Annotated in this window: 12 protein-coding genes; 8 read left to right on the top strand and 4 right to left on the bottom strand. The window is 75.8% G+C overall.

What is annotated here, in order from left to right; genetic code table 11:
• Positions 1-49: 49 nt before the first annotated feature.
• The 4 genes from DMP15_RS25000 to DMP15_RS24985 are packed head-to-tail and all read right to left on the bottom strand — an operon-like array spanning position 50 to position 4,002.
• Positions 50-1,717, bottom strand: coding sequence for a sodium/solute symporter (locus tag DMP15_RS25000; RefSeq protein ID WP_073578337.1), 1,668 nt, complete (start codon positions 1,715-1,717; stop codon positions 50-52).
• A complete protein-coding gene (locus DMP15_RS24995) occupies positions 1,714-2,052 on the bottom strand; it encodes a hypothetical protein (RefSeq protein ID WP_073578338.1) in 339 nt (112 codons plus the stop codon). The genes DMP15_RS25000 and DMP15_RS24995 overlap by 4 nt, the downstream gene beginning before the upstream one ends.
• Positions 2,049-2,909 (bottom strand): LytR/AlgR family response regulator transcription factor, encoded by an 861-nt coding sequence (locus tag DMP15_RS24990; protein ID WP_073578339.1) that lies wholly within the window; start codon positions 2,907-2,909, stop codon positions 2,049-2,051. Before DMP15_RS24990 ends, DMP15_RS24995 begins: the two co-directional genes overlap by 4 nt.
• Position 2,910: 1 nt before the next feature.
• Entirely contained in the window at positions 2,911-4,002 is a 1,092-nt protein-coding gene (locus tag DMP15_RS24985; RefSeq protein WP_301549119.1) for a sensor histidine kinase, read from the bottom strand.
• 117 nt (positions 4,003-4,119) lie between these two features.
• Between DMP15_RS24985 and DMP15_RS24980 the strand changes: the two genes are divergently transcribed.
• The 8 genes from DMP15_RS24980 to DMP15_RS24945 all read left to right on the top strand — a co-directional run bounded on the left by DMP15_RS24980 (position 4,120) and on the right by DMP15_RS24945 (position 12,327).
• Complete coding sequence (locus DMP15_RS24980; protein WP_202416755.1) at positions 4,120-5,118, top strand: potassium channel family protein; 999 nt, start codon at positions 4,120-4,122, stop codon at positions 5,116-5,118.
• Positions 5,119-5,164: 46 nt separating this feature from the next.
• Positions 5,165-5,857, top strand: a complete 693-nt coding sequence (locus DMP15_RS24975; RefSeq protein WP_100879740.1) for a transketolase — start codon at positions 5,165-5,167, stop codon at positions 5,855-5,857.
• Positions 5,854-6,795 carry a transketolase family protein gene (locus DMP15_RS24970; protein WP_179760971.1) on the top strand — a complete coding sequence of 314 codons (942 nt, stop codon included), beginning with the start codon at positions 5,854-5,856 and terminating at the stop codon, positions 6,793-6,795. The genes DMP15_RS24975 and DMP15_RS24970 overlap by 4 nt, the downstream gene beginning before the upstream one ends.
• A gap of 9 nt (positions 6,796-6,804) precedes the next feature.
• The gene (locus DMP15_RS24965) at positions 6,805-7,668 is read left to right on the top strand and encodes an exodeoxyribonuclease III (RefSeq protein ID WP_179760970.1); all 864 of its coding nucleotides are present in this window, start codon (positions 6,805-6,807) and stop codon (positions 7,666-7,668) included.
• Positions 7,669-7,773: 105 nt separating this feature from the next.
• Positions 7,774-8,679: a DUF4142 domain-containing protein gene (locus DMP15_RS24960; RefSeq protein WP_337826523.1), complete on the top strand. Its 906-nt coding sequence runs from the start codon at positions 7,774-7,776 to the stop codon at positions 8,677-8,679.
• Entirely contained in the window at positions 8,676-9,611 is a 936-nt protein-coding gene (locus DMP15_RS24955; RefSeq protein WP_337826522.1) for a class F sortase, read from the top strand. Before DMP15_RS24960 ends, DMP15_RS24955 begins: the two co-directional genes overlap by 4 nt.
• A gap of 58 nt (positions 9,612-9,669) precedes the next feature.
• The gene (locus DMP15_RS24950; protein WP_179760967.1) at positions 9,670-10,947 is read left to right on the top strand and encodes an aldehyde dehydrogenase family protein; all 1,278 of its coding nucleotides are present in this window, start codon (positions 9,670-9,672) and stop codon (positions 10,945-10,947) included.
• A gap of 39 nt (positions 10,948-10,986) precedes the next feature.
• Complete coding sequence (locus DMP15_RS24945) at positions 10,987-12,327, top strand: insulinase family protein (RefSeq protein WP_174565923.1); 1,341 nt, start codon at positions 10,987-10,989, stop codon at positions 12,325-12,327.
• Positions 12,328-12,343 lie beyond the last annotated feature (16 nt).

Below are 12,343 nucleotides of genomic sequence, written 5' to 3'. Positions count from 1 at the left end.
CCGAACGACGAGCGGTCTTGACTCCGATGTCGCCGCTACGCTAAAGCGCTCACTCCCGATCGGCCAGATGGAGCCGCAGCATCGTAGCTTCCGCGTCCGACGGAACGTGATCGCCCAGTGACACGGCGATCATGACGAGGAACGCGCAGGGCACCGACCACAGCGCGGGCTGGGCGAGCAGCATGCCCGCCGTCCCGCCGAGCCCGAGCGCGGCGCCCAGCGCCATCGACCCGACCGTCGCGAGCAGCCCGGTGACCATCCCTGCGTACGCGCCGCGCGCGGTCAGCCCCTTCCACCACAGGCCGAGCACCAGCAGCGGGCAGAACGTCGACGCCGCGACGGTGAACGCCGAGGTCACCGCCGCGCTGACGTCGACGCGCACCATCAGCAGCGCCGCCGGTACGACGGCCGCCGACGCGGCCAGCGCGGTCAGCCGCAGCCGGCGCAGCCCCGAGGGCATGAGGTCGTGGGCGAGCGCCCCGGACAGCGCGAGCAGCAGCCCGAGCGAGGTGGCCAGGAACGCGGCGAACGCCCCCGCGGTGAGCATCGCGGTCAGGGCCGCCGCGGTGCCGCCGCCGGTGACCCGGCCGGGCAGCGTGACGATCGCGGTGTCGGTGCCCTGCGACAGGTACAGCTCGGGGGTGAGCACCGTCCCGAGCAGCCCGTAGACGATCGGGAACAGGTAGAACGCGCCGAGCATCGCGACGGTGATCGCCGCGGTGCGCCGGGCGCCGCGCCCGTCCGGACTGGTGTGGAAGCGCACGATGATGTGCGGCAGCCCCATCGTCCCCAGCGCTGTCGCGACCAGCACCGACCAGGTCGTCAGCAGCGGCGAGGTGTCGGCGGTGCCGAGCAGCGGCAGTGCCCACTCGGCGCCGCCGGGCACCGGCAGCGACGCCCCGTCGCCGCCCAGCTCGGGCACGGCGGCACCGTCGGGGAAGACCCAGACGGCGTCGGCGGCGGCGTGGTGCGGGCCGGGGGTGAGCGGGACCGGCATCCCGTCGACGACCACGACGGTCGGCTCGGTCAGCACGAGCTCGGTGTCGAGCCGGAAGTCCACCGGGGTCTCGGCGGTGAACCGGGTGAACTCCGGCGGGGCGACCATGTCGGCGCGCAGCTGCGGCCCGGCGAGCAGCAGCAGCCAGATCGCGGGCCCGGCGAACAGCAGGAGCTTGAGCGCGAACTGGAACGCCTGCACGTAGGTGGCGGCGCGCATCCCGCCCAGCGCCAGGGTCAGGCCGACGGCGAGCCCGGACACCACGACCCCGACCCAGTAGTCGACGCCCGACACCAGCGTGAGCAGCTGCCCGGCCGCGACGATCTGCGGCACCAGGTAGAGCACCGCGATCACCACGACGACCACCGCGCAGAACCGGCGCAGCGACCGCGACCCGAGGCGGGCCTCGGCGAACCCGGGCACGGTCAGTGCCCCGGAGCGGCGCATCGGCGCGGCGACCAGCGCGAGCATCAGCAGGTAGCCCGCGGCGAACCCGACCGGGTACCAGAGCGCCCCCGTGCCCTCCTTGATCACCAGCCCGGCGACGCCGAGGAACGACGCCGCCGACAGGTACTCCCCGGAGACCGCGGCTGCGTTGAGCATCGGCGAGGTCCGCCGGGACGCGACGAGGAAGTCCGAGGTGGTGCGCATCGCCGCGACGCCACGTGCCCCGATCAGCACCGTGACCAGCAGCAGGGCGACGACCGCGGCGGCCGTCACGGGCGTTCCGCGCGTTCGGCCCGGCGCAGATGCCACCACGCCAGCCCGCCGAGCAGCGGGTACGGGAGCCAGGCGACCGCGATCCAGCCCAGCGGGAGCCCCCCGACCCGCCACTGGGCCAGATCCGGCGCGAGCCGCAGCAGCACCGGCAGCCCGAACAGCAGCACCGCGGCGCAGGCCAGGGTGACCACGGCGCGCCGCAGCTGGGCCCGGCGCAGCCCGCGGGCCCGCTCGGTCAGCCCCGGGTCGAGCGCCGCGGCCGGCTGTGGGCGCGGTACGGCGGTACCCCGCTCGGGCGGTGCGCTGACCGCGACCCGGCGCGGGCGGGCGGTCACGGCCGCCCCCGGCCGCTTCCCGGGCCGTCGCCGTCGGGGGCGCGGTGGCCGTCGAGCGCCCCGGCGGTGGCCGCGGCGAGCAGCTGGTCGCGCAGGTCCCGGGCGTGGCGACGACTGACCGGCACGTCACCGGCATCGGTGTGGGCGAGCAGGCCGCCGCCGGCGTCGCTGCGCAGCTCGCGGACCGCGGGGAGGTGCAGCAGGAAGCTGCGGTGCACGCGGACGAAGCGGTGCGGGTCCCAGTGCTCCTCCAGCCGGGACAGCGGGATCCGCACGAGGTGTGAGCCCCCGGGCAGGTGCAGCCGCACGTAGTCGCCGTGGGCCTCGACGAAGCGGACGTCCTCGCGGCGGACGTAGCGGGTGCGCCCGGCGGCCTCCACCGGCAGCACGGCGAGCTCGTCGACGCGGGGGAGCGCGGGCCCGGCCGGTTCCGGTGCGGTCCCCCCCGCGGTGCCCGGCCCGGCGGCCGAGCGGCCCGCCCGGGCCCGGTGCACCCGGCCGAGCGCGTCGGCGAGCCGGTCCGCGCCGACCGGTTTGAGCAGGTAGTCGACGGCGCCGAGGCCGTACGCGGCGACGGCGTGCTCCTCGAACGCCGTCACGAAGACGATCTCCGGGGGCGTGGCCATCGCGGCCAGCACACCGCCGAGCTCCAGGCCGTCCATCCCGGGCATGGTGATGTCGAGGAAGACGGCGTCGAACCGGCCGGTGGGGATCGCGCGCAGCGCCTCCACCGCGCCGCCGGCCCGTGCGACCTCGCCGACGTCGGGCGCGTCGGCCAGCAGCGCGCAGATCTCGTCGAGGGCGGGGGCGACGTCGTCGACGGCCAGTACGCGCAGTGGCTCGGCGGGGGGTGTCACCTCAGATCACCACCCCGGGCTGGAACCGCGGGATCCGCAGCACGATCCGGGTGCCCGCGCCGGGCGCGGTCTCGATGACCAGGCCGTGATCGGGGCCGTAGACCGCGCGCAGCCTGCGGTCGACGTTCACCAGCGCCAGCCCGGCGCCCTCGGCGGTGCCGGCCAGTACGGCGCGGGCGTGCTCGGGGCTCATGCCCGGCCCGTCGTCGTCGACGGTGATCACGCAGACGTCCCCCTCGGCCTCGCCGCTGACCTGTACCAGCCCGCCGTCGGGGGAGCGCTCGACGCCGTGCTGCACCGCGTTCTCCACCAGCGGCTGCAGCGCCAGCACCGGGACCGGCACCGGCAGCACCTCCGGCGCCACCCGCACCTGCACCCGCAGCCGCTCGCCGAGGACGGCGCGGGCGAGGGTCAGGTAGGCCTCGACCGAGCGGAACTCCCCGGCCAGCGGCACGTAGTCGCCGCGTGCGGCGAGCGAGTGCCGGATGAACTCGGCGAAGGTCTCCAGCAGGTCGCGGGCGCGCGCCGGGTCCGAGCGGACGAACGAGGCGATCGTGGTGAGCGCGTTGTAGACGAAGTGCGGCGAGATCTGGGCCCGCAGCGCGCGCAGCCGGGCGGCCTCGGCCTCGGCCTCGCCGTCGGTCAGGCGGGCGCGTTCGAGGGCGTCGGCGACGAACGCGGCGGTCCGGCGGGCGGCGGCCGACCCGACCCCACCGGCCAGGACGAGCACCGGCCCGTCGCCGACGGGCAGCGCGGTGCGGCCGGCCTCGGTGAGCCGTCGCCCGCGGGCCCGCCCGGCGAGCGCGACGCCGTCGGCGCGGCCGGGGCCCCACCACGAGTCGGGCAGGCCGGGCCGGACCAGGCCCGCCGCCTCGGCGCCGCAGAGCCCGGCGAGCCGGCGCAGCGCCTCGGTCGCGGCGGCGGACCCGGCGGGCTCGCGCAGGCCCGCGGCCACGGCGACGCCCGTCTCGAGGGCCTCGGTCGGGTCCGGTCCGGGTGCGGCACCGCCGCGGAACCGGCGCGCGCTCAGCCGCGGCCGCAGCGACGTGCGCGCAGCAGGCGTCACACGTTCGTGGTCCCCCTCGGCCGACACCTGAGTGAGGATAGGGCCCGGGCGGTCGGTGCGGCGCGACCTGGGCGCTAGCCTTCGCACGTGATCGGCTCCACCCGGCTCAGCGAACTCGATCCCCAGGTCGAGGGTGCGCTGCGGATGCCGGACCCGCGGTCGGGCCCGGTGCGCTCGCTGGTGACCCGCCTGGCGATCGCGGTGTTCGCGCTCGGCGCGACGACGTTGATCGTCTTCTTCGGGCGCGACGGCTACCTCGACAACAACGGTACGGGCGAGATCTCGCTGCTCGACGCCCTCTACTACGCGACGGTGTCGCTGTCGACGACCGGCTACGGCGACATCGTGCCGGTCAGCCCGATGGCCCGCTCCATCAACATCGCGGTGATCACCCCGTTGCGGGTGCTGTTCCTGATCGTCCTCGTCGGTACGACCGTCGAGCTGCTCACCGAGCGCTCGCGGCAGTCGTTCCGGATCCAGCGCTGGAGGTCGCGCGTGCGCGAGCACATCGTCGTCGTCGGCTACGGCACCAAGGGGCGCGCGGCGGTGGAGACGCTGCTCGGCGACGACGTGGACCCCGGGAAGATCGTCGTCGTCGACACCGACCGGGCGCGGCTGGACGTGGCCTCCGGGCTGGGCCTGGTCACCGTGTCCGGCAACGCGACCCGCTCCGCGGTGCTCCGCATCGCCGGGGTGCAGCTGGCGACGACGCTGGTCGTCGCCCTGGACCGCGACGACACCGCGGTGCTGGTCACCCTGACCGCCCGCGAGCTGTCCAAGTCGATCTCGATCGTCGCCGCGGTGCGCGAGGCGGAGAACGTCCACCTGCTCCGCCAGTCCGGCGCCAGCTCGGTGATCGTGTCCGACGAGACGGCCGGGCGGCTGCTGGGCGTCGCGACCCGCTCGCCCGCCGTCGTCGAGGTGGTGGAGGACCTGCTCACCCCGGACGCCGGCTTCGCGATCTCCCAGCGCCAGGTCGAGCCGACCGAGGTCGGCGGCTCCCCGCGGCACCTGCCCGACATCGTGCTCGGCGTGGTGCGTGGCGAGCAGCTCCACCGGGTCGACTCGGCCGCCGTCGACGCGCTGGAGCGGGGTGACCAGCTGCTCTACGTCCGCAAGGCGACCCCGCCGGACGAGGAGTAGCTCGGCCCCTTGACCTGAAGTCGGCTTCAGGTCACAGAGTGGTCGCATGCGATCACCGACCGGCTACGCCGACCTCGCCGGGCTGATGACCCGGATGACCGGCGACGAGAAGCACGAACCCGCCGCGACCTCCACCCTCGACGTCCTGTGGGTCCTCTACGACCGCATCCTGCGCGTCGACCCGCAGCACCCCGACGACCCCGACCGCGACCGCTTCCTGGTCTCCAAGGGGCACGGCCCGATGGCGCTCTACGCCGTCCTCGTCGCCCGCGGGTTCCTCGACGACCACCTGCTCGACCGGTTCGCCGGGTACGACTCGACCCTCGGGCACCACCCCGACCGCACGCTCGTGCCCGGGGTGGAGATCTCCTCCGGCTCGCTCGGCCACGGGCTCGGACTGGCCGTCGGCACCGCGTCGGGGCTGCTGCTGCAGGGCCGCGACGCGCGCACCGTCGTCCTCGTCGGCGATGCCGAGCTCGACGAGGGCTCCAACTTCGAGGCGATCCAGTACGCGGGCCGTGCCGGGCTGTCCGGGCTGAGCGCCGTCGTCGTCGACAACAGCTCGGCCTCGCACGGCTGGCCCGGCGGGATCGCCGGCCGCTTCACCGCGGAGGGCTGGGTCGCCGTCGACGCCGACGGCCGCGACCACGACGACCTGGAACGCGCCTTCCGCACCGCACACCCCGACCGACCGCTCGCCGTCGTCGCGCACGTCGAACCGAAGGGGAGCCACCGATGACCGGCTTTGCTCTGCTCACCGATACGCAGCAGCCCACTCCCTCCGACCCCGTGACCCCGCCCGACCTGCGGGAACGCTTCTATGCGCTGCTGCCGGAGCTGATCGCGTCCGACCCGCGGGCCGTCGCGCTGCTGGCCGACATCGGGGCCGGCTACGTCGACGTCCCGCCCGACCTCGCCGACCGCGTGATCAACGTCGGCATCCGCGAGCAGCTGCTCGTCTCCACCGCCGGTGGGCTCGCGCTGACCGGGATGCGCCCGGTCGTGCACACCTTCGCGCCGTTCCTCGTCGAACGGCCCTACGAGCAGCTCAAGCTCGACCTCGGGCACCAGGGCGTCGGGGCGCTGCTGGTGTCGGCCGGCGGGTCCTACGACATGGCGGGCGCGGGGGAGACCCACTTCGGCCCGCGCGACGTGCCGCTGCTCGACACCCTCGACGGTTGGACCGTCCACGTGCCCGGGCACGCCGACGAGGCGGAGGCGCAGCTGTGGGCCGCCCTGCCCGGCGACGACCGGGTCTACGTCCGGCTCTCGGGCGCGTCCAACGCGCGGCCGTACGGGGCGGGCCCGTCGATGACGGTGCTGCGGCGGGGGCGCCGGGGGACGGTCGTCGCGGTGGGGCCCCTGGCGGACCGGACGCTCGCCGCCGTCGCCGACCTGGACGTGACCGTCCTGTACGCCGGGACCGTCCGCCCGTTCGACGCGGCCGGCCTGCGCGCCACGCTGTCCGAGCCGGACGTCGTGCTCGTGGAGCCCTACCTCGCCGGGACCTCGGTGCGGCACGTCTCCGACGCGCTCGCCGACCTGCGGCACCGGGTCCTCGGGCTCGGGGTCGGCGCCGCCGAGCTGCGTCGCTACGGCAGCCCGGAGGACCACGACGCCGCGCACGGCCTGGACGTCGCGGGCATCCGCCGGTCGGTGACGCGCTTCCTCTCGTAGGGTCGGGGCGTGCGTCTGGCCACCTGGAACGTGAACTCCGCGAAGTCCCGGCTGCCGCGGCTGCTGCCGTGGCTCGACGAGCGGGAACCCGACGTCGTCTGCCTCCAGGAGACCAAGCTCTCCGACGACGACTTCGCCGCGGCCTTCGACGAGGCACTGGCCGAGCGCGGCTACGCGAGCGCGCACCACGGCCAGGGCCGGTGGAACGGCGTCGCCCTGCTGTCGCGGGTGGGTCTGGACGACGTCGTGCGCGGCCTGCCCGACGAGCCCGTCTTCACCGAGGGCGGGCTGGAGGTCCCGGACGCGCGCGCCGTCACCGCCACCTGCGGCGGGCTGCGGGTCACCTCGGTGTACGTGCCGAACGGCCGCAGCCCCGAGGACCCGCACTACGCCTACAAGCTGCGCTGGCTCGGTGCACTGCGCGAGCTGGTCGCGACGGGCGACCCCGCGTCGACCGTGGTGGCCGGGGACGTGAACATCGCCCCCACCGACGACGACGTCTGGGACCGTTCCCTGTTCGACGGCGCCACCCACGTCACCCCCGACGAGCGGGCCGCGCTCGCCGCGCTGCTCGGGACCGGGCTGCGCGACGTCCTGCGCGAGCGCTGGCCCGACGAGCGCGTGTTCAGCTACTGGGACTACCGGGCCGGCCGGTTCCACCAGGACCAGGGGATGCGGATCGACCTGGTGCTGGCCGGGTCGGGCCCGGCCGACCGTCGCGCGGCGGTGTGGGTGGACCGCAAGGCACGCAAGGGGAAGCTCCCCAGCGACCACGCCCCGGTCGTCCTGGACCTCGACGAGGCGCCCGACGGCGACGTCGGCCCGGTCGTCCCGCCGCCCTCGGCCCCGGCACCGCTCAGCCGTCGGCGATAACCACTCGCCGCCCGCGTGGGACCTGTCGTGTGGTTCGAGTTGCAACGTCCGGAGTAAGCCGATAGCCCATCAGGCGTACACCGCTACCTCCGGGGGATGACTCGCATGACGACGACCACGAACCACCCGCGCCGGATCAGCCGCACCGTCGGTGCCGCCGTCGCCGCGGCCGCACTCGTGGGGCTGACCGCCTGCGGTGGCGAGACGCCGCAGGTGCCGAACCTGCCCGACAACCTCCCGCAGGTCCCGGGCGTCGGCGACCCGCGCCAGGCGTTCGGCGACGCGCACCAGAAGGCGCTCGGCCTCGCCGCGCTCGGCGGCATCGGCCTGGAGCAGGGCGTCGGGGACAAGGTCAAGGAGCTCGCGCCGCAGGTGCAGGGCGAGGGCCAGCAGATCAACGACAAGCTGCGGGGGCTGGCGTCGTCGATCGGCGTCTCGCTGCCCGACCAGGTCTCCCCGGAGATCCAGTCCCAGGTCGACGACCTCAAGGCCCGCACCGGTGAGCAGTTCGACCAGGGCTGGCTGCAGGCCGCGCAGGAGCAGGTCGGACAGCTCAGCGACCAGGCCCAGCAGCTGCTGAACGTCCCCGGCCTGCCGCCGGAGCAGCTCGATCAGGCCCGCGCGCAGCTCACGAACCTGGGTGAGCTGAAGACCAAGCTGGACCAGGCCGCGGCCGAGGCCGGGGCCACGACCCCGGGCTCCGGCTCGGACAACCCCGGGAACGGCACCGACGGGAACGGCACCGACGGGAACGGCACCGACGGGAACGCCGCCGGGTCCGGCGACGGGACCGCGCCCGGTGCGGGCACCGGCAACGGTACCGGCAACGGCTCGGCCTCCGGTTCCGGTGACGCCGCGGGCCGGGGCGGCTCCGGCGCGCCCGCCGTCGACGCCGGCACCGGCGGTCAGGCCGCGTCGGCGTCCGACGCCGCGCTGCCCGTCGCGCTCGGCGGTGCCGGGCTGCTGCTGCTCGTCGCCGGCGCCGTCCGGCTGCGTCGCGCCCGCGCGTGACACCGCGGCGCCGGCGCCCGGCCGGGGGCGTACGGGGAGCGGCCGCGCTGCTGCTCCTCGGCGCCGCCCTGCTGGGCGCCGGCGCCGGTCTCGCACTCGGTGACGACGCCCGCGTCGAGGCGAGCGACCTCGGCGCCGTGCCCGCGGGAACGGCCCCCGCCGCGACGCGTGCGGTGCCGGTGGCCCGGGCGTTGCCGGTCCTGGCGCCGCCGGACCCGGCTCCGGTGGTCGGGGCGCCCGACGCCGCGGCGCTGCCGGGGGCGGCTGTTCCCGGTCCTTCCGGCCCGCCCGCACCCTCGGTCCCGCCCCCGCCCCCGCCCGCGTCCGCCGGGCTCCCGGCGGGCCCGCTCCCCGGCCCCGGCGACCGCACCGGCCCCCCACCCCGCTCCACCGGCCCGGCGCCGATCGCGCCGCGCGAGCCGTGGACCGTCTCGGCGGTCTACCCGCTGCCCGTGGCCGAGCCCGGCGCCGCGTCGCCGCCGGTCGTCCCGTCCGTCCTGGAGCTCCCCGCCCGCGGCCTGTCCGCCCCCGTCGACGCGGTCGGCACCGCCCCGAACGGCGGGATGGTCGTCCCCGACCAGGTGCGCACGGTCGGCTGGTGGGCCCCCGGTGTCCTCCCGGGCGGCGCGTCCGGGAGCGCCGTGATCGCCGGTCACGTCGACTCGCGCACGCAGGGCATCGGGTTCCTGTCGGTGCTGCCGCAGCTCGTCGCGGGCGAGCCGGTCGTCGTCCGTGGCGGCGACGGCCGCACCGCGGCCTACCGGGTCGTCGCGCGTCGCGAGTACGGCAAGCACGACCTGCCCCGCGAGGTGTTCCGCCGCGACGGCGACCCGCAGCTCGTCCTCGTCACCTGCGGCGGGGTGTTCGACCCGGCGGCGGGGAGCTACGAGTCGAACATCGTCGTCTACGCCGTGCCGGCCGCTGCGCCCTGAGCCGTCCTCACCGGATACCCGGTCGGGCCCGCGACGGCGACCGCCTAACCTGACCTGCGTGAGCAGCACCGTGACCACCCCGCAGGAGACGACCGAGGCGCCGGAGTTCGCCGCCGTCCGTGAGGCCGCGCAGCGCGCCCGGGCCGCCGCCCCGGCCGTCCGCGCCGCGGGCGAGGGCCGGATCGACGACGCCCTGCGCGCCGCCGCCTCGCTGATCCGGGACCGGGCACACGAGCTGCTCGACGTCAACGCCGCCGACGTCGCCGCCGCCGAGCGGAACGGCATGGCGGCGGGCCTGCTCGACCGGCTGCGGCTGGACCCCGAGCGGCTCGCCGGCATCGCCACCCAGCTCGAGGTGCTCGCCGCGACCCCCGAGCCGCCCACCGAGTGGCCGGTCCGCACGCTGGAGACCGGCGAGCGGGTGTTCGAACGGCGCATCCCGGTCGGCGTCATCGGCGCGGTGTTCGAGGCCCGGCCGAACGTGACCGTCGACGTCGCCTCGCAGGTCCTCAAGGCCCGCAGCGCCGCCGTCCTGCGCACCGGGTCCGCCGCGCTCGGCAGTGCCACCGCGCTCGTCGAGCAGGTGCTGCGCCCCGCACTGGCCGACGCCGGGCTCCCCGAGGCCGCCGTGCAGCTCGTCCCGCTGCCCGGCCACGCCGGCGCCGAGGCCCTCGTCGGGTTGCCCGACCTGGTGCCGCTGGTCGTCGTCCGCGGGTCCGGGGACGTCACCCGCAAGCTGTCCGTGCTCGGCGCGACCGCGGGCACCCGGGTGCTCGCCCACGCCGACGGCGGCGGCGTCCTCTACCTCGACGCCAGCGCCACCGAGGCCGACGTCACGCGCCTGGTCACCGACTCGACCGACCGGCTCGGCGTCTGCAACCGGCTCAACCTGCTGCTCGTCGACCGGCCCGTCTACGACACCCTGCTGCCGGTCGCGAAGGCCGCCCTCGACGCCCGCGGCATCGCGCTGTCGCTGCCCCCGCACGACCACCCGCTCGGTCACGAGTGGGCGCTGGACTCCGGCGCCGAGGCGCACGTGACGGTCGCCGTCGTCGACGGCCCCGACGACGCCGCCGACACCGCCGCCCGGGAGACCTCCGGCCTGGCCGCGACGATCTGCGCCGCCGACGAGCAGGTCGCGCACCGTTTCATCGACCGCTACACCGGCACCGGGGTGTTCTGGAACGCGCCGTCGCGGCTGCTCGACGGCTACAAGCTGCTGGGCCTGCCCGAGACCGGCATCAACGTCGACCACACCCCCGGCCCCCGCGGCCCGGTCACCTACCGCGACCTCGGGCTGCGCCAGTTCGTGATCCTGCCGCCCGAGCACGCCTGACCGGGCAGGTTGTCGGGGGTGGGGGATAGCCTCGCTCCCGTGTCCGTGATCGCCGACAAATCCGCTCTCGAGCTGCACCGGGCCACGCTGGCCAACGGGCTGCGCGTGCTCGTCGTCCCGGACCCGGCCACCCCGGTGGTCGGGGTCTCGGTGCACGTCGACGTGGGCTTCCGTTCCGAGCCGGAGGGCCGCACCGGCTTCGCGCACCTGTTCGAGCACCTGATGTTCCAGGGCAGCGAGAGCCTGGAGAAGCTGGAGCACTTCCGGCAGGTCCAGTCCGCGGGCGGGATCTTCAACGGCTCGACCCACCAGGACTACACCGACTACTTCCAGGTGCTGCCCGGTGCGGCGCTGGAGCGGGCGCTGTTCCTGGAGTCCGACCGGCTGCGCGCCCCGAAGCTCACCGTCGAGAACCTGCGCAACCAGGTGGACGTCGTGAAGGAGGAGATCCGGCTCAACGTCCACAACCGCCCCTACGGCGGGTTCCCGTGGATCCTGCTGCCGCCGGTCCTCTACGACACCTTCCCGAACGCGCACAACGGCTACGGCGACTTCTCCGAGCTGGAGCAGGCGAGCCTGGACGACGCGGCCGCGTTCTTCGACACCTTCTACGCGCCGGGCAACGCGCTGGTCACCGTGCACGGTGACCTGTCCGAGCACGGCGTCGACGGCACCCTCGCCCTGGTCGAGCGGCACTTCGGGGACATCCCCGCCCGGCCCGTCCCGCAGCGGCCGTCGTTCGCCGAGCCCGCTCCCGGCGCGGAGCGGCGGCAGACCGTGGCCGACGCCCACGCCCCGCTGCCCGCCCTGGCGCTCGGCTACCGCGTCCCCGACCCGGCCGCGGAGCCCGACGCCTACCTGGCCCACGCCATGCTCGCCACCGTCCTGGCCGACGGCGAGGCCTCGCGGCTGCAGCGCCGCCTGGTCCACGGCGGCGCCGACGGAGCCGGCCTGGTCACCGACGTCTCGGCGTCCAACGGCCTGATGGGCGGCCCGTTCGACGCCCGCGACCCCGACACCTTCACGATCACCGCCGTGCACCCGACCGAGGTGTCCGCGGACCGGGTCACCGCCGCGGTCGACGAGGAGCTGGACCGCCTCGCCGAGCAGGGCCCCGGCACCGAGGAGCTGGAGCGCCAGACCGCCCGCTGGGTCGCCGCGCTGCACCGCGAGGACGACCGTGTCATGTACCGGATGCTCGGGCTCGGCGCCCGCGAACTGCTCTACGGCCGCGCCGAGCTCGCCGTGGAGCTCCCCGGCAGGCTGGCCGCCCTGACCGGTGCCGACGTCGCCGCCGCGGCCGCCCGGCTGCGTTCCTCCGGGCGGGCCGTCCTGCTGGTCGAGCCGGCCGCCGAACCGTCCGGGGACGGCGACGCGTGAGCGCTCCGACCCGTCC

Source organism: Pseudonocardia sp. UM4_GMWB1, from assembly GCF_017312155.1.
GTDB classification, from domain to species: Bacteria; Actinomycetota; Actinomycetes; order Mycobacteriales; family Pseudonocardiaceae; genus Pseudonocardia; species Pseudonocardia alni.
This window is presented reverse-complemented; position numbering and strand designations above follow the sequence as displayed.